Source organism: Dermacoccus sp. Ellin185 (assembly GCF_000152185.1).
Taxonomy (GTDB): Bacteria; Actinomycetota; Actinomycetes; order Actinomycetales; family Dermatophilaceae; genus Dermacoccus; species Dermacoccus nishinomiyaensis.
In genome coordinates, this window is the sequence record NZ_AEIQ01000083.1 from 24,580 (window position 1) to 41,139 (window position 16,560).

Sequence of the window (16,560 nt, forward strand, 5' to 3'; positions counted from 1 at the left end):
GTCAGCCTGGCGATTACGTGTAGGAGTGAGGACATCCGGATGGACGCGAACGAGACCGTTAGGCACCTGCGGTACTGGATGCAGGATCAACCGACTTCTGAGCGGCTAGCCGCTCAGATATTGGCTCACGCAGGGTACGAGGAGCTTGATCCCTCGCATCCGATGGGCGGTCCCGATGGCGGCTTCGACGCCGTGGGCAGCAAAGAGGGACAGCGCTGGGGGATGGCTGTCTACTTCCCCCGTGATACTCAATCCTTCAACGTCATCAAGGCGAAGTTCACGCACGACGCGTCGAAGATGGCGGAAGCTGACGCGCACGGGATTGCGTTCGTCACGAACCAGCCCATCAAGCTCAAGGAGCGAGACAAGCTCACGAAGATTGCCGACGACTTGAGCCTTGATGCCGAGATCTTCCACCTTGATCGAGTCGCGCACATCCTCGACACTCCGGTGATGCAGTCCGTTCGGCGCCGGTTCCTTCCCATTCAAGACGAGACGTGGCGCGATGACGCTCACCGTGCAGTACGTGATGAAGCCTTACGAGCGGGAGAGCAATGTGAGTTCGGTGCCCGTGTTCAGGCCTTCACGTGGCCCATCGCGGTTGGAGCGGACGACCCCGTCGGGGTGACGCTCCTTCGAGCTGGGGAGCGGGTGGAAGAGGTTCTCCCGTTCGAGGTTCTTGATCCGTCGCGCCTCGAGAAGGCCGTGCTGATCATCTGCGGACCGGGCGCAGACCCGCAGGAGGCTCTATCAGCCGTCCTGGCCATGGGGGAGGGGGCCGGGTGGAAGGCCCAGTACCAGGGGCCGCTAGAGCGCCCCGTCACGATTGTCGCAGCATGCACCTACGGAGTTGCGGCCGTGACGTCGCATCTTCGCGCTCTGCTTGATTCCGGTTTGGGTGGGACGGGGCGCCCCACGGTGGCGTGGGGAACGATCACGCCGTCGGGTACGTCAGCAAGCGAGTGATCATGACAGGGTCGATCACGGAGCGTCAGCGAGAAATCCTGAAATCGATCCGCGACGGGTCTGTGCCTGAGGACCCGCCCACCGGATACAGGATCTCAGCACGGGCGTTGGCCAACCGGCGGCTAGTCGCCATCCACGGACACGGCGACGAGTGGTACGTGGAACTCACCGACGCAGGGAAGCACTATCTCGAGACGGGCGACTACCCGGAAGGACACTTCGGCCCAACAAAGCACCATGATGCTCGCCGGGTTGCAGCAGCTGCCACGAAGACGAGAAAGCCGCGCGGACGCAGCCAACAGCTGGCGCGCGAGGAGCTGCCCATCGACTCTCCAAGTGGAGCACGCCGCCGAGGTGGCCGCCCGCGCGGCGACGAACTCTTTCGCGACAGCGACCCCGACCCTCACGACGAGCGGATCCTGATCACGGTGAAGGAAGCAGCCTGGCGCTTGAGCCTCACGGAGAACGCCATTCGTGAAGCCGTGCGTTCTGGGGACCTCCAGCGAGTCTTTATCGGGCAAGGCAATACGAACTACCGGATCGTCTATGGCTCCCTGCTGGCCTGGGTCAACGACATGCCGCAGGAACCGGCGCGCAGTTGGTGGTTCTGATGGCGTGGGAAGCCCCCGATGCTCCGCGGCTGCTTATCTCAGCCTCGCGGGTAGCCGCGGAGCTCGACATTCCCGCGTGGAAGGCGTGGGAGGTATGTTGGTGCTTGGAGAAGCGCTATTACTCAGAAGGCCAAAGCCACTACCGGGTGACCGTTCGGTCCTTCGATTCTCTGCGGGCGTTGTTGGCGCTCGGGCTGACGCTCAGTGACGCACGGACCGTCATGTGGCACTTCAAGCAGGAGGGCCAGTTGCCGCCGCCCGAGATGACGGAACATCAGATTCAGAGCATCATCTGGCTACGGGGACGTCGACGTCGAGGTCACGTCATCGGAGGCTGATCAGTGTCGGCGGCGCGGACCAGAGCGGCAGGTCCTGCCAGTTCTCCGGCAGCATCATCATGTCCGGGCTCAGTGTTCGGATCGAGGGGAATTGCTCCACCGAGTGGCGCAGCTGCCCGACGAGGTCATGTCGGTCGTCGTGACGCAGTAGGTAGGCGATGACTGCGAGGGTGCCGTAGACGCGGTCGACGCTGGCTCGAGCGTGATCGAGGAGTGGATCCTGCTTGCGGCGGTTGAGCTGGGGCTTCATGCCGATCGCTCGGTTCCAGAGGCGACCGTGATGAGCGACGACGTTTCGCACGATGTTGATGGCCTTGAGCCACGAGCGCAGTTCGTCCGCGCGTGCGCCGAAGTGGTCGGCGATGGCTGCGCGGCATTCGAACGGGGTCATCTCGTAGAGGGTGACGAGTTGCCCGAGCTGCATGATCTCTGTTGCGACCCAGACGGGCATCTGACCCTCGTAGTGGCGCTCATGATGCTGGACGAAGTCTTCCTTCGACCGCGCCTGAAGGTTGGCCAGTGACTTTCGGAACTGATCGAACTTCTGGTTGGCGGTGCGTTCGTCCAGGACTGCGCGGTCGAGGTGAGCGAACGATCCGAGTCGCCCTAGCTCGTAACCGACGGCCACGCGCAGGTGTAGCTCGATGTGCGAGATGCAGCGCCAGACGGTGTCGCGCAACTCAGTGTCGAAGTGGTGGATGGCGAGCACGTCGTCGAATGTGGTGCCTTCGAAGAAGTGATCGAGACGTTCGCCGTCGGGGGAGAGTGCGCGGAACGGGTACCAGTAGCCACTGAGGCGGTAGTAGCCAAAGTGGGCCAGGTCATCGATGCGGCTTCGTGCGCCGACGAGGCCGCGAGACTCGAGAAGTTCAGCCTGGTCGTGCATCGACAACCAAGGCTTTCCGTATGGCGTCGACACTGGCTGACCCCCTACATGCGAGGACCGGCCCTGACCTGCGATGCAGGCGGGCCGGTCATGGTGATCTGAGTCTACAGGATCCGGGCGGGCCGCAGGCCCAGGAAGCACCGCGATAGTCGTGCAGCAGCGTGATTGAAGTGCACGAAAAGTACACACGAGATGGCTCGCAGCTTCCACGATGGGCGATCCGTGGCGCGAGACGCCATGGCCTCAAGATCTCGAAATCCGTTGCAGGACAGTCGATGTACCGCAAGCGTGTCGCGAGGTCCACTGGCGCCGAGGTTAACGACCAAGTTCTCCTAAAGCGGGTGTCGCAGGTTCGAATCCTGCCGGGAGCACCACGCCTCGCCTCGACGGTGAATGCGAGCGAAATGGCTGGAAGTGAGCGGCAGATCGCTCGTAGCCAGCCATTTCGCCCGCATTCATGGCAACGCACTTGATCGTCCACGCTGAGCTTGCCCACTTGTGCGACGACTCGCGCACGTGGGGACGGAGTCGTGCGCCGACACCCCACTCGCGCGACGTGACGCGCAAGTGGGGCGGGCCGCAGGGCTCAGGCCGTCAGAGACCCTTCGTGCTGGCCGTGTCGGGCATGCCCTGCGGGCGCGTGCGCTTGAGTTCGTAGAACGCAGGGACGCTGACGAGGCCGACGAGCGAATCCCACAGGCGCAGCGCGTCGTCCTTGCTCGGCAGCTCCTGCAGCACCGGGCCGTAGAAGCCGCGGCGCTGACCGTCATCGGAGACGGAGACGATCGTCGGCACGCCCGTGTCATCACCGACCGCCTCGACAGCGGAGTCGATCGACGCCTGCAGAACCTCGTCGAGCGACGTGTCGTCAGCCGCCTTCGCCAGCCCCGCCGGCAGCCCGGCGGCGGCGAGAACGTCGGCGATCATCGCGTCGTCGTACTTCTCGTGGTCGAGGTGGAAACGACGCCCGAAGGCCGAGTACAGGTCGATGACACTCGCGCCGTGCTGCTCCGCCGCCTTCGTGATGACGCGCAACACGCGATGCGACGAACGGTGCATCTCGCCGTGCTCGTTGACGGCATCATCGTCTCCGGCGAGCTCGTTGTTCTTCATCGCCAAGCTGAACGGACGCCACGTGACGTCGACGTCACGCTCCGCGCTCACCTCGAGAAGGAACCGGCTCGTGATCCAGCAGAACGGACAACACGGGTCATAGAAGAATTCGATGCGCTCCATGACACGACGGTAGCAAGGCCTGCCATCGTCAGCCGAGCGTCACGAAGCGTCGCGTTCACGCGAGCAGAGGTATGAGGATGGCCCCGCCTGCGCGTCGAGGCCGGGTGCGACCTCGACGCGCGTGTGAACGCCACGACGCGCCCCGGCGTGCCTGGCGTGACGCCCGCACCTCCGTGCCCCGGCGCATACTGGACGAGGCGTCGCGCCACTCGGCGCCATGACCGCCCGGGTTGACGGCGGTTCGAGATTTGACGACCTGGGAGATCGACATGGCTGGCGAGGGCAAGGCGTACACCCGCGACACGCAGTACATCGAGGACCGCATCCTCGACGATCTCGACGCGCGGTGGCCCGTGGAGCCGGGGCGCTACCGTCTCGTCGCCGCCCGCGCGTGCCCGTGGGCGAACCGCGCCATCATCGTCCGGCGCCTGCTCGGGCTCGAGGACGTCATCTCGATGGGGTTGTGCGGCCCGACGCACGACGAGAACTCGTGGACGTTCGACCTCGACCCCGGCGGGCTCGACCCCGTCCTGCGAATCCCGCGCCTCAAGGACGCCTATGAGGCGCGCTTACCCGGCTATCCGAGGGGCATCACGGTGCCGGCGATCGTCGACGAGCGCAGCGGCGAGGTCGTGACCAACGACTTCGCACAGATCACCGAGGACTTCGCGACGCAGTGGACGCGCCACCACCGCGACGGCGCCCCCGACCTGTGGCCGCAGGAACTGCGCGAGGAGATGGACGCCGTCAACAAGCGCGTCTACACCGAGGTGAACAACGGCGTCTATCGTTGCGGCTTCGCGGGGGATCAGCAGGCCTACGACGCCGCCTACGAGCGGCTGTTCACCGCCCTCGACTGGCTCGAGGAGCGTCTCGCCACGCGCCGCTACCTCGTCGGCGACGCGATCACCGAATCCGACGTGCGCCTGTTCACGACGCTCGCGCGATTCGACGCCGTCTACCACGGTCACTTCAAGTGCAATCGCCGCAAGCTCACCGAGATGCCGAACCTGTGGGGTTACGCGCGCGACCTGTTCACGACGCCCGGATTCGGCGACACGATCGACTTCACCCAGATCAAGCAGCACTACTACCTCGTGCACCGCGACCTCAACCCCAAGGGCATCATCCCCGACGGTCCCGACCTGAGCGTCTGGGCCGAACCGCACGATCGAGCGCGTCTCGGCGGCACCCCGTTCGGTGACGGCACCGCGCCCGGCGCGATCTCCGAGGCCGAACGCGTGCCGACGAGCGCCAACCCCCTCGTCGGGACCGACGGTCTCGTGCACTGACGAGCGTGCCGACGGGTGGCGCGGGGGAGTGGCGCGTTGTCGGTGGCAGGGCATAGCGTCAACGGTGTGGATCAGGTAACTCTCGTTCTCGTGCGTCATGGCCAGTCGGAGGGCAATGTCGCAGCGGAGGCGGCGCTGCGCGATGACCTCGAGCGCATCGACGTGCCCGCGCGCGACCCCGACATCGAACTGAGCGAACTCGGCCGCCGACAAGCCGCCGCCGTCGGCACGTGGCTCGCGAAACAGCCCGCCGACGATCAGCCGGACGTCACGTGGACGAGCCCGTATCGACGCGCGCGTCAGACGGGCCAGATCGCGCTCTACGAGGCGTCGCTCGAACTGCCCGTCCTCGTCGACGAGCGTCTGCGCGACCGCGACATGGGTGTCACCGACATGCTCACCGGGCGCGGCATCCGCGACGCCTACCCCGAGGAGGCGAAGCGCCGCGAATGGATCGGCAAGTTCTACTACCGCCCCTCCGGCGGCGAATCCTGGGCCGACGTCGCCGGCCGCGTCCGCGCCGTCATGGCCGATCTGCGCCTGCGCGCCGCGGGCAAGACGGTGCTCGTCACGGCGCACGACGTCGTCAACCTCATGTTCTGCTACGTCGCCGAGGGCATGGACGAGGACGCCGTCATGGAGCGCGCCCGCACGAACGGAATGCGCAACGCCGCGATCTGCCGACTCGTCAGCGACGACGAATCGCCGACCGGCTGGCGCCTGCTCGACTACAACCTCGACGAACACCTGCGCGACGCGGGCATCGCCGTCACCGATCAACCGGGCGCGGCCGACGACATCGACTCACATGGTTCGGCGCAGCGCGACGAGAAGCGCGAGTCCGACGACAGCGCGTCGAACGCCGGCGAGAATGAGACGCCCGCATGAGCATCGAGCGCCCCGAGATCCCAGACGTCGCACGCGGCGGTGACGCCACGTCGCCGACGACGGTGAGGCCCAACCTGCTGCGCAGCTGGCCGCTGCCCGAGCCGACCGGCACGAAGTACAGCCGCGGCCAGCGCCTCGTCATCGGCGGCGATCGATCGACGCCTGGCGCGGCGATGCTTTCCGGGCAGGCGGCACTGCGCGTCGGGCTCGCGCAGGCCCTCGTGTGGGGCAAGCACGTCCATGCTGCGGCTGGTGATGTGCTCGCGGCCGAACACGGGCGCGTCGGCTTCCTCGCCGGTGAGATCCCGCCCCGCCTGCCCATGGCACTCGCCACCCTGCGCGGTGACTGACGCCCGGGCCCTGGCCGCGAAACTCGTTGCCGCGCACGGTGAGACGTTCGCCGAACGCGCCGGTGTGAGACTCGTCGACGAACCCGCGACGCTGTGGCAGCTGCTCGTCGTCGCACAGTTGCTGTCGGCTCGCATCCGCGCCGAGGCGGCCCTTGCGAGCGCGCGCGAGCTGTTCGCGATCGGTTGCACGACACCGTCGGGCACCCGTGCGACGTCGTGGCAGCAACGCGTCGACGCCCTCGGCCGCGGCGGCTATCGGCGCTACGACTTCTCGACGTCGACGCGTCTCGGCAAGAACGCCGCGACGATCCGCGAGCGATGGGACGACGACCTGCGGCGTCTGCGCGACGAAGCGGGCGCTGACCCGAAACGGATCGTGAAGCTGCTGCAGGAGTTCGACGGCATCGGCGCGACGGGCGCGGGCATCGTCGTGCGCGAGGTGCAGTCGACGTGGCACCTGAGAGAACCCTTCGCCGACACGCTGACGGTCAAGGGCGCCCGGCTGGCGGGGTTCCCCACCGACGCCGCAGCCCTGGCCGACCTCGTCGCCCCTGACGAACGCTCCGCTCTCGCCGCGGCACTCGTCGTCGTCGCTCGACAGCCGGGTGTGCTCGACGAGCTCGGCTGAGGGCGCGGGCTCGGCCGACGCGTCGTTTTCGATCGCCTCAGCGAGGTCGGCGCAAGCGCCCGCCACAACCACGATCGTCCTCGCCGGTCAGCAGTCGCAGCGCCGGCGGCCTTGCGTGCCAGACCATCCCGTCGACCCGCCGCGCGAGCGCCAGGCCGAGCACACGTCATGTCATGGTGACCAAAAGGGCTGGTCGAAACGCCCCACGCGCGTCGTCCGCCTGCCACGATGAGCGCATGAGCACACCAGCTGACGCCGCAGCGTCGCGGCAGGCCGCCACTGCGGCCGCATCCCGTCGCCTCTCCGTCGAGACCACGGGCATCGAGATCATCGACGAATCGGAGCGTACGGCGCGCCCGCGCGACCTGTTCCGGCCATGGTTCGCGGCCAACGTCAGCGTCTTCGGCATGGCGACCGCCTCGTTCGTCCTCGGCTTCGGCATCTCTTTCGCGCAGGCGCTCGCGGTGTGCGTCGTCGGCGTCGCCCTGTCGTTCCTGCTGTGCGGACTCATCGCCGTCGCCGGCAAGCGGGGCAGCGCGCCGACGATGGTGCTGTCGCGCGCTGCGTTCGGTGTCCGCGGCCAGAAGGTGCCGGGCGTCATCTCGTGGCTGACGTCGATCGGGTGGGAGACGTTCCTGTCGATCATGGCGGTGCTCGCGACATCCACGATCTTCGACCGGCTCGGCTGGGGCGGTGGCACGGCCACGAAGATAGTCGCCGCCGTCGTCGTCGCCGCGATGATCGTGCTCGCCTCCGTCGCGGGCTACCACATCATCATGAAGCTGCAGTCCGTCCTCACCTGGCTGACGGGGCTCGCCACCCTCGCCTACGTCGCCCTCACCCTCGACGAGGTGCACTGGAGCGCGGTGACGGCCGTCCCCGCCGGTTCATGGCAGGCGGTGACGGGCGCGCTCGTCATGGTGATGACGGGGTTCGGCCTCGGCTGGATCAACATCGCCGCCGACTGGTCGCGCTACCAGCGCCGTGACGCCTCGGGCGGCGCGATCGTCTTCTGGAACACGTTCGGCGGCGCCGTCGCGCCCGTCCTGCTGCTGACGTACGGTCTGCTGCTCGCCGCATCGAATCCGAAGCTCGAGGAAGGCATCGCCGCCGACCCCGTCGGCACGCTCGCGACGATCCTGCCGACGTGGTTCCTCATCCCGTTCCTCGTCGCGGCCGTACTCGCACTCGTGTCGGGCGCGGTTCTCGGCATCTACTCCTCGGGCCTGACGCTGCTCAGCCTCGGCGTGCGCATCCCGCGACCGGCGGCGGCGCTCGTCGACGGCGCGATCCTGACGCTCGGCACGATCTGGGTCGTGTTCTTCGCGCAGGACTTCCTCGGCCCGTTCCAGTCGTTCCTCATCACCCTCGGCGTGCCCCTCGCGTCGTGGGCGGGCATCATGATCGCCGACATCGCGCTGCGGCGCCGCGACTACGACGAGGCTGCGCTGTTCGACGCCCGCGGGCGCTACGGCGCGTTCGACTGGACGTCACTGGCCGTCCTCGCGGTCGCCTCCGTCATCGGGTGGGGGCTCGTCGTCAACAGCTTCGCCGCGGACGCGTCGTGGAACAACTGGCAGGGCTACCTGCTCGACCCGCTCGGCCTCGGCCACGAGACGACGGACGGTTGGAGCGGCGACTGGGCCTACTCCAACATCGGCGTGCTTCTCGCGCTCGTGCTGTCGTTCGTCGCGACGCTGCTGCTGCGACGTGGGCGGGTGCGTCGTCAGGAACTCGACGATGACGCCCGACGCGGCGTTGTGGGCTCGGACGACCGGCGCGGGAAGGTGACGTCATGATTGCCGATGTGCTTACCGACGACGCGTGGCTCGTCATCATCGACCCGCAGGTCGTGTTCGCCTCGTCCTCGAGCGAGTGGGGTTCGCCGATGTTCTCCGCCGCGCTCACGCCGATGCATGCATTGGCTGAGCGGTACACCGGCCGCACGATCGTCACGCGCTTCGTGCCGCAGCTGCCGCCGCGAGGATCGTGGGCGGATTACTACGCCGCGTGGCCGTTCGCGGCCCGCCCGGGCGAGGACGAGATGTACGCCCTCGTGCCCGAGATCGCCGACATCGCGGCGGGCGCCCACCATGTCGACGAACCGACGTTCGGCAAGTGGGGCGAGCAGGTGCGCGGACTCACAGGCGACACCCCGACGCTCGTGCTCGCGGGTGTCTCCACCGACTGCTGCGTCGTCGCGACAGCACTCGCTGCCGCTGACGCCGGGGCGCGCGTCCACGTCGTCGCCTCGGCCTGCGCCGGCTCGGACGTCACGAACCACGAGCGCGCCCTCGACGTCATGCGACTGTTCGCGCCGCAGATCACGGTGCACTGAAGCGTGTGCTGACGACGCGTCTCGACCTGACGTCGTGTCGTCAACAGGGTGCGTACTGCTCGACGGATGGGAGCAGCAGCCCCGCGCGGCGGGATTCGAGCTCGCAGGCAACGACGCGCGCCCAGCAGGCGTCGAACTGCTGAAGATGGCAGCCTCGGCCACCACCTCCCCGGTACATTGGGGGGTCATGGCCGAACATCACACGCCCACGCCCAGCGTCCCCACCCGTCGTCGGGTGATGGCGCTCGCCGGGCTGGCCGGCGTCGTCGCCGTCACGGGGGCGGGGGCGACGAAGGTGGTCGCCGCGCACGGCGAGGGGCGTACGAACTGCTCGGCGCAGTCGGTCGTGCAGGTCGCGGCTCCCGCGGCGATCGCCGACGCCGTTCGTCACGCCGCGGATCAGGTCGAGGCACGCGGTGACGTATGCGCGTCGTACAGCGTCAGCTCGCAGAACCCGGGCGACACGTACCAGTCGATCATCACGAGTTCGCCGAGCGAACCGCAGGTGTGGATCAGCGACTCGCCCGCGTGGACGCAGCTCATCGAGAAGAAGCTCGGCAGCGGCTGGGTGACGACGGGCGACACGATCGCGACGAGCCCCGTCGTCATGGGCGTGCCCGCGAGCTTGCGCAGCGCGGCGAAGAAGCCGAACAGCTGGTTGAGCGTGCTCGACAACAAGCTGCCCGTCAGTTTCATCGACACCGATGTCGCGACGGAGAGCCTGCTCGCCGTCGTCGCCGCAGATCAGCAGGCCAACACCAACGACGCGCGCTCCGACCTCATGCGCGCGGTGCTGCGCCTGTCGCGGTCGCTGACGACGGCCGCGACGATGGACGGCAACGCGCTGCAGGGCGCCGACCGCGCGCGCATCTACCCGGTGAGCGAGCAGCAGATGCTCGCGTTCAACAAGGCCCACCCCGACAAGCCGCTGACGCCGATGGTGCCGACGGGCGGCGCGAAACAACTCGAGTATCAGTGGGTGACGCCGGTGCGCGGCACCCAGGCCGACAGCGCTGCCCTCGATGCGCTGAAGCAGCAGTTGCTCAGCCCCGCGGAGAAGACCTACCGCAGCGAGCAGGGCTTCCGCGACGGCGGCAGTGACGCTCCGGCGGGCGGCAGCGTCCTACCGGCATCGCTGCCGATGATGGCGCCTGCGTCGCAAGCGACGACCGTCAGCGCCGACACGGCCTGGACGAACCTCAAGAAGGACGCGCGGATGCTCGTCCTCATCGACGTCTCCGGGTCGATGCAGACGAAGATCGACGGCGGCCAGAGCCGCATCGAGCTGATGGAGAGCACCGCCATCGCGGCGCTCGACGTGCTGCCGAAGACCACGCGCCTCGGGGCCTGGGCGTTCAGCTCCAACCTGCAGAAGAACCACGTCGACTACCTGCCGCTGACGAACGGTGAGCAGCCGATCCTCGACGACACCTACCGAAACGGCCTCATCGCGAAGGCGCACACGCTGCCGGGCCTCGCAGCGAAGAACGGCGACACGGCGCTGTACGACACGATCGCGGCGGCGTACAAGAGCGTCACCGACACCTACGACCCGAACTACGTCAACTCCGTCGTCGTCCTCACCGACGGCACGAACGACGACCCCAACGGCGGCCTCGCGCTCGATCAGCTCCTCGCGCGCCTCAAGTCGCAGTACTCGGCCGACAAGCCCGTCAAGATCGTGACGATCTCGCTCGGCACGGGTACCGATCCCGACGCGCTCAAGCGCATCGCCAAGGCCACTGACGGCCTCAGCTACCAGACGAAGACACCCGAGCAGATCTCCGGCGTGTTCGTCGACGCGTTCCTGCGACGCTCCGACTACTGAGCGCCGGGGAGCCTGACGACGAACGCCAGGTTTCACCGATAACCTGCCGTGGTGACGAACGAACACGTGAACGCTGCGCACGAGACGATGAACGCGGCGGACGAAGACCGTCGTCAGGCCGTGCGTGATGCCGCCGCGGTGTGGCAGCGTCACCTCGTCGACCTCGGCGGGCGCAACTCGCTGCTGTGGCAGCGCACCGACGACTCCGTCGAGCTCGACCTCACGACGGCGCACCCGGCGGGCGTCGCGAAGCTGCTGTCGGGACGTAGCGTGCTGCTGTCGCAGATCGTGCGCTCGGAGCACGCGTACGCCGAGGCGTACGAGAAGGCGCTCGCGATCCGTGACCTGTCACGCGAACTGCTCGAGGAGCGCGGCATCCTCAGCTGTTTCCTCGCCCTCGGCCGCGCGACGTGGCAGATGAGCGGTGACGCGGTGCCGGCCGCGCCGATCCTGTTGCGCCAGTGCGACATCCACTTCGGTGGCCGCGGCGGTGACGATCTCGTCCTCGAGGTCTCGCGCACCGTCGAACTCAACTCGGCGCTGTCCACCTACTTCGCCTCACGCGGCATCAACATCGACCACGAGTACGTGACGGCGTCGTCGGCCGGCCCGCACGGGTTCGACCCGGCCCCGACGTACGCGATGATGCGCCGCGCGGGCGCGTCGATCCCGGGGTTCCGCATCGACGAGCGCCTCGTCGTCTCGACGTTCAGCTACGCGAAGCTTTCGATGGTGCGCGACGTCGCAGAGCAGGCGCCGCGCCTGCACACGCACCCCGTCGTCGCCGCGATGGCCGGTGACGAGGCGTCGATCTTCGACGTCGGCGCCGAGGCGCCCGCCGCTGGGCTCGACGCCGACCCGCGCGAGGAGTTTCTCGTCCTCGACGCCGACTCGGCGCAGCAGGCGGCGATCGACGCCGTCATGGGTGGACAGCACCTCGTCCTCATGGGCCCACCCGGCACCGGCAAGAGCCAGACGATCGCAAATCTCGTCGCCACCCTGACCGCGCACGGCAAGAGCGCGCTGTTCGTCGCGGAGAAGCGCGCCGCGATCGACGCCGTCATCGGACGGCTGTCGGCGCTCGGCCTCGGCGACCTCATGCTCGACGCGCACGCCGGTTCCGGCACGCCCGCCGACCTCGTCGACACCCTCGCGCGACGCCTCGTCACCGCGCCCGCAGCGGGTGCCCCGCACGTCGGTGACGCCCTACGCTCACCGCACGGCGACGGTCCGAGCGCGGATGGGCCGGACCCGCGCGTCATCGACGAACTCGAATCCGAGCGCGTCACCCTGATCGAGCACGTGCGCGCCCTGCACCGCGTGCGCGACCCGTTCGGCGTCAGCGCGCACGACGCGCAGAGCCGCATCGCCGAACTCAACGCCCTGCCGCACCCGCCGCGCTCACGCGTGCGTCTCGAGGGCGAGCCGCTCAACCGTCTCGACACCGAGGCGCGCGACGAGACCGGACGCACGCTGCTCGGACTCGCGCAGGATCGCGCGTGGAAGGGCGAGGGCGAACCCGACGCCTGGTTCGGCGCGCGCGTGCGCGGTAGCGAGCACAGCGAACGCGCTCGAGACCTCGTGCTGCGACTGGCCGGCGATGACGGCTCGGTTGGCGGAGGCTCGGGCGACGACGGCTCGGCCGATGAGGCCGGCGGCGAACTGGCCCGCCACCGTGCGTCGCTCGCGGCCCTCGCGGACGCGGCAGGGTTGCCCGTGCCGACGACGATGACGCAGGCCTCGGACGTGCTCGACCTCATGAGCCACGTGACGAAGACCCTCGACGTGTTCACCTCCGACGTGTTCGCGCTCGACCTCGACGCGGGCGTCGTCGCGAGCGCGCCGCGTACCGAGCGCAAGGGCGCCGAGCACCAGGTGGGCGCGATGGAGCGTCGCCGGCTGCTCAAGGAGGCCCGCGCGACGCTGCGTCCCGGGCGTCCGCCCGAGGATCTGCACGCCATGCTGCAGCGCGCCGCCGACGAGCAGGCGCGCTGGCGTGAGTTCGGCGGGCAGGGGCGCCCCTGCGTGCCGCCGATGACGGAGCAGGTGCGCGCCGCGCACACGCGCCTGACCGACGAACTCGACTGGCTCGGGCAGCGTCTCGAGGGCACGCGCGGTGCGACGAACCTCGTGACGCTCGACCTCGACGAGCTCGCCGCACGCCTCCAGACCCTCGCCGCCGACGCCGACCGTATCGAGGTCGCGGCGCGCTCCGGCTCGCAGATCGACCGCCTGCGCGCTCTCGGCCTCGGACCGGTCGTCGACGACTTCGCGGCGCGGGGCGTGAACGAGGACGCCGTGCCCGCCGAGTGGGAGTTCATCTGGTGGACGAGCGTGCTCGAGCGCGTGCGCCGTCAGGATCCGGCATACGAGGAGCACCGCGGCAACGACCTGCGCGCCGCCGCGCAGCGCTACGCAGCAGCCGATCGCCGTCACCTCGACGAGACACCGCACCGCGTGCGTCAGCGCGCCTACCGGCGCATCGACGCCGTCGCGCAGCACCTGCCCGAGCAGGTCGAGGCGATGGAGGCGGCTCTCGTCTTCGGTCACCACGCGGGCAGCGCCGACGCGCTGCGTCAGGCCTTCGCCGGTGCGCCGGATCTCATGACGGCGCTCGCGCCGTGCTGGGCGATGAGCCCGCTCGTCGTCGCGCAGACGCTGCCGCCGGGGCGCTGGTTCGACGTCGTCATCTTCGACGAGGCGAGCCAGATCCCGCCCGCCGAGGCGATCTCGGCGATCTCGCGTGGCGTGCAGGTCGTCGTCGCCGGTGACACACAGCAGCTCGCGCCGACGAGCTTCTTCCAGCGCACCTCGGCGGGGGAGGACACCGCGCACACGGGCGAATCCGTGCTCGACGTGCTCGCCGGCCTGCTGCCCGTGCGCCACCTGCGCTGGCACTACCGCTCTCTCGACGAGCGTCTCATCGCCTTCTCCAACGAAGCGGTCTACGAGGGTGAACTCATCACCTTCCCGCGCGCCGACGTCGAGAACGTGCTGCGCCTTCACCGCGTCGAGGTGCGCGAACCGTACCCCGACGAGGCGGCGCCGGATCAGGGCAAGGCCGAGGTCGAGGCCGTCCTCGACCTCGTGCGTCAGCACGCCGCGCAGCGCCCGCACGAGTCGCTGGGCGTCATCACCCTCGGCCTCACGCATGCTCGCCGCCTCGAACGTGCCGTCACCGCGCAGGCACGCGTCGACAGCGAGCTCGCCGCGTTCCTCGCCGCCCACCCGGAGGCGCCGTTCTTCGTCAAGAACCTCGAACGCGTCCAGGGCGACGAGCGCGACGCCGTCATCCTCTCCCTCGGCATCGCGCCGTACCCCACGGGCGCTCTCGTGCGCCGGTTCGGGGCGCTCAACCACGTCGGCGGTGAGCGTCGCCTCAACGTCGCCATCTCCCGCGCGCGCCGACGGATGGACGTCGTCTCCGCGTTCACCGGCGACGAGGTCGACCCGGCCGCGCTGCGCTCGCGTGGCGCGGTGCTCCTGCGCGACTTCCTGCTCTACGTCGCCGAGTGCGATGAGCGTCTCGACACCGGCGCGGGCGAGCCGGAGCTCGACGGTGACGAACTCGTCACCGTCGTCGCCGGGCGACGGCGCCGCACGTCGTCGTCGGGGTCGGTGGCGCTGCGCCGCGTCGGCGCGGACGCCGTCATCGTGCCCGTGCCGTACGTCGTCGAGGACCTCGCGCGGCGCCTGCGCGCCGAGGGCCTCGTCGTGCACACCGGGTACGGGCACTCGCGGATGCGCGTCGACCTGGCCGTCGAGCATCCGAAGGAGCCCGGCCGCATGCTGCTCGCCGTCGAGAGCGACGGTGACGCCTACGCCGCGATGGGCAGTGTCCGCGAACGCGATCGGCTGCGCCCCGAGGCGCTGGCGCGGCTCGGCTGGCACCATGATCGCGTGTGGACCGTCGACCTGTTCCGCGATCCGGCCCGCGATAGCTCCCGCATCGTCGCGCTCGTGGGTCGCCTCCTCGCGGAGGAGAACGATGAGCGATTCTGAGCCCCGTCGTCGCCGTCCGCGCCGGGCGTCGGCGCCTGCGACGCGGACGGTGGACGGGCAGACGAGCGTTGCCACGAGCCGCGACGGTGAGGTCGCCGCTGACGGCGCCGCTGCGCCCGCGTCGGCCACGCCTGACGCCGACTGGTCGCGCTGGTGGAGCCGTGACGACGACGCGCCGGGGCCGCGCAGCGCTCAGGATCAGTGGTACCTCGATCAGCGTCCGCCGCACTGGGGTTGAGCCTGGGCTCCGGGGGAGTGGCGGAGCGGACATGACGAAGGGCGTGAACACCATGGTGTTCACGCCCTTCGTGCGTGTCAGAGACCGAGAGGCCTCATGCGCTCGGTGAGCCTCAGAGGCGGCGGCCGGCGCGCAGCTCGTCGCGGATCTCGGCGAGCAGCGACAGCTCGGTGTCCTCGGCGTCAGCCGGCTTGGCGAAGCGGGCCTTGGCAGCCTCGTAGGGCTTGACCATCGCGAAGTACACGACGAACGCGAGGACGAGGAAGCTGACGAGAACCGTGAGGAACGCGCCGACGTGGACGCCGCCCGGCTTGTAGGACGAGAAGTCCGGCGTGCCGCCGAGCTTGCCCAGCAGGTCCATGACGATCGTGACGAAGGCCTCGACGACCTTCGCGAACGCGCCGGCCATGATGAAGGCGACGGCAAGCTCGATGAGATTGCCGCGCATGATGAAGTCCTTGAAGCCCTTCATGGCTTCTCCTAACTGCTCGGAATGCTGTGTGGAAGGTGCAGTGATGAGAGTACCCAGATGGGTGGAAAGTCGGGAAATCAAAACGGCCAGGCGTGTCGTCGTGCGTGATATAAGGCCATCGCTCACAGGCAGCCGGTGACGAGGAGGCCGCTTCCCGAATCCGCGGCGTCTCCCAGATGTTTGGCCACGCGGACGGTCTCGGCATCGGTCAGCGCGATCGAGACCGTGCTTGGCGACGTGTTCGACATCACATCGCGAGCGGGAACTCGAGACGAACCCGGGTAGGTCGGGGCGCAGCTGACGAGCCGCGTCCCGGAGGCGTCCCACACGTCGACGCGGGCGGCATCCTGTGGGTTCGGCCCCACCGCCGTGATGCGCACGATGTGGCGTCCCCGCAGAGCGGCCGGTGCAGGGCCGTCGGCCGAGGCGCCCGACGTGGCCGCGGACGCCGCAGGAGCGGGGGCGCCGCCCGACGGTGCCGCGAGCG

At 68.9% G+C, this 16,560-nt stretch carries 14 protein-coding genes and 1 pseudogene; 11 read left to right on the plus strand and 4 right to left on the minus strand.

The window, feature by feature from the left end; genetic code table 11:
• Window positions 1-39 precede the first annotated feature (39 nt).
• Complete coding sequence (locus HMPREF0321_RS08525; RefSeq protein WP_139023610.1) at window positions 40-966, plus strand: hypothetical protein; 927 nt, start codon at window positions 40-42, stop codon at window positions 964-966.
• Between the two features lie 158 nt (window positions 967-1,124).
• Window positions 1,125-1,577: a hypothetical protein gene (locus HMPREF0321_RS08530; protein ID WP_006945827.1), complete on the plus strand. Its 453-nt coding sequence runs from the start codon at window positions 1,125-1,127 to the stop codon at window positions 1,575-1,577.
• A 324-nt stretch (window positions 1,578-1,901) separates the two neighbouring features.
• On the opposite strand, the gene HMPREF0321_RS08540 is transcribed toward HMPREF0321_RS08530, so the two are convergent.
• A complete protein-coding gene (locus HMPREF0321_RS08540) occupies window positions 1,902-2,801 on the minus strand; it encodes an Abi family protein (RefSeq protein ID WP_040014757.1) in 900 nt (299 codons plus the stop codon).
• 594 nt (window positions 2,802-3,395) lie between these two features.
• On the minus strand, window positions 3,396-4,037 hold the full coding sequence (locus tag HMPREF0321_RS08545; RefSeq protein WP_006945802.1) for a DsbA family protein: 642 nt from the start codon (window positions 4,035-4,037) through the stop codon (window positions 3,396-3,398).
• A 269-nt stretch (window positions 4,038-4,306) separates the two neighbouring features.
• Here HMPREF0321_RS08545 and HMPREF0321_RS08550 point away from each other — a divergent pair, with 269 nt between their 5' ends.
• The 9 genes from HMPREF0321_RS08550 (at window position 4,307) to HMPREF0321_RS08590 (ending at window position 15,601) form a co-directional block, all read left to right on the plus strand.
• Window positions 4,307-5,329: a glutathione S-transferase family protein gene (locus HMPREF0321_RS08550; protein ID WP_006945839.1), complete on the plus strand. Its 1,023-nt coding sequence runs from the start codon at window positions 4,307-4,309 to the stop codon at window positions 5,327-5,329.
• A 66-nt stretch (window positions 5,330-5,395) separates the two neighbouring features.
• On the plus strand, window positions 5,396-6,217 hold the full coding sequence (locus HMPREF0321_RS08555) for a histidine phosphatase family protein (protein WP_254653982.1): 822 nt from the start codon (window positions 5,396-5,398) through the stop codon (window positions 6,215-6,217).
• A complete protein-coding gene (locus HMPREF0321_RS17415; protein WP_006945841.1) occupies window positions 6,214-6,567 on the plus strand; it encodes a hypothetical protein in 354 nt (117 codons plus the stop codon). Before HMPREF0321_RS08555 ends, HMPREF0321_RS17415 begins: the two co-directional genes overlap by 4 nt.
• Complete coding sequence (locus HMPREF0321_RS08565; protein ID WP_006945801.1) at window positions 6,560-7,195, plus strand: hypothetical protein; 636 nt, start codon at window positions 6,560-6,562, stop codon at window positions 7,193-7,195. Before HMPREF0321_RS17415 ends, HMPREF0321_RS08565 begins: the two co-directional genes overlap by 8 nt.
• 236 nt (window positions 7,196-7,431) lie before the next feature.
• The gene (locus tag HMPREF0321_RS08570; RefSeq protein ID WP_006945822.1) at window positions 7,432-8,994 is read left to right on the plus strand and encodes a cytosine permease; all 1,563 of its coding nucleotides are present in this window, start codon (window positions 7,432-7,434) and stop codon (window positions 8,992-8,994) included.
• Window positions 8,991-9,533, plus strand: a complete 543-nt coding sequence (locus HMPREF0321_RS08575; protein WP_040014758.1) for an isochorismatase family protein — start codon at window positions 8,991-8,993, stop codon at window positions 9,531-9,533. The genes HMPREF0321_RS08570 and HMPREF0321_RS08575 overlap by 4 nt, the downstream gene beginning before the upstream one ends.
• Before the next feature lie 187 nt (window positions 9,534-9,720).
• Window positions 9,721-11,361 (plus strand): VWA domain-containing protein, encoded by a 1,641-nt coding sequence (locus tag HMPREF0321_RS08580; RefSeq protein ID WP_175282478.1) that lies wholly within the window; start codon window positions 9,721-9,723, stop codon window positions 11,359-11,361.
• 51 nt (window positions 11,362-11,412) lie between these two features.
• Window positions 11,413-15,363 carry an AAA domain-containing protein gene (locus HMPREF0321_RS08585; RefSeq protein ID WP_156444943.1) on the plus strand — a complete coding sequence of 1,317 codons (3,951 nt, stop codon included), beginning with the start codon at window positions 11,413-11,415 and terminating at the stop codon, window positions 15,361-15,363.
• Complete coding sequence (locus HMPREF0321_RS08590; protein ID WP_139023612.1) at window positions 15,350-15,601, plus strand: hypothetical protein; 252 nt, start codon at window positions 15,350-15,352, stop codon at window positions 15,599-15,601. The genes HMPREF0321_RS08585 and HMPREF0321_RS08590 overlap by 14 nt, the downstream gene beginning before the upstream one ends.
• A gap of 112 nt (window positions 15,602-15,713) precedes the next feature.
• On the opposite strand, the gene HMPREF0321_RS08595 is transcribed toward HMPREF0321_RS08590, so the two are convergent.
• The gene (locus tag HMPREF0321_RS08595) at window positions 15,714-16,073 is read right to left on the minus strand and encodes an MscL family protein (protein WP_006945817.1); all 360 of its coding nucleotides are present in this window, start codon (window positions 16,071-16,073) and stop codon (window positions 15,714-15,716) included.
• A gap of 122 nt (window positions 16,074-16,195) precedes the next feature.
• A pseudogene (locus HMPREF0321_RS16080) lies at window positions 16,196-16,560 on the minus strand (hypothetical protein); the annotation flags it as partial.

What these genes read in the sequence shown, in the direction of transcription:
- HMPREF0321_RS08595 (WP_006945817.1), bottom strand. Translation starts at nt 16,073, where the DNA reads ATGAAGGGCTTCAAGGACTTCATCATGCGCGGCAATCTCATCGAGCTT.
- HMPREF0321_RS08570 (WP_006945822.1), top strand. Translation starts at nt 7,432, where the DNA reads ATGAGCACACCAGCTGACGCCGCAGCGTCGCGGCAGGCCGCCACTGCG.
- HMPREF0321_RS08545 (WP_006945802.1), bottom strand. Translation starts at nt 4,037, where the DNA reads ATGGAGCGCATCGAATTCTTCTATGACCCGTGTTGTCCGTTCTGCTGG.
- HMPREF0321_RS08580 (WP_175282478.1), top strand. Translation starts at nt 9,721, where the DNA reads ATGGCCGAACATCACACGCCCACGCCCAGCGTCCCCACCCGTCGTCGG.
- HMPREF0321_RS08590 (WP_139023612.1), top strand. Translation starts at nt 15,350, where the DNA reads ATGAGCGATTCTGAGCCCCGTCGTCGCCGTCCGCGCCGGGCGTCGGCG.
- HMPREF0321_RS08575 (WP_040014758.1), top strand. Translation starts at nt 8,991, where the DNA reads ATGATTGCCGATGTGCTTACCGACGACGCGTGGCTCGTCATCATCGAC.
- HMPREF0321_RS08525 (WP_139023610.1), top strand. Translation starts at nt 40, where the DNA reads ATGGACGCGAACGAGACCGTTAGGCACCTGCGGTACTGGATGCAGGAT.
- HMPREF0321_RS17415 (WP_006945841.1), top strand. Translation starts at nt 6,214, where the DNA reads ATGAGCATCGAGCGCCCCGAGATCCCAGACGTCGCACGCGGCGGTGAC.
- HMPREF0321_RS08540 (WP_040014757.1), bottom strand. Translation starts at nt 2,801, where the DNA reads ATGCACGACCAGGCTGAACTTCTCGAGTCTCGCGGCCTCGTCGGCGCA.
- HMPREF0321_RS08550 (WP_006945839.1), top strand. Translation starts at nt 4,307, where the DNA reads ATGGCTGGCGAGGGCAAGGCGTACACCCGCGACACGCAGTACATCGAG.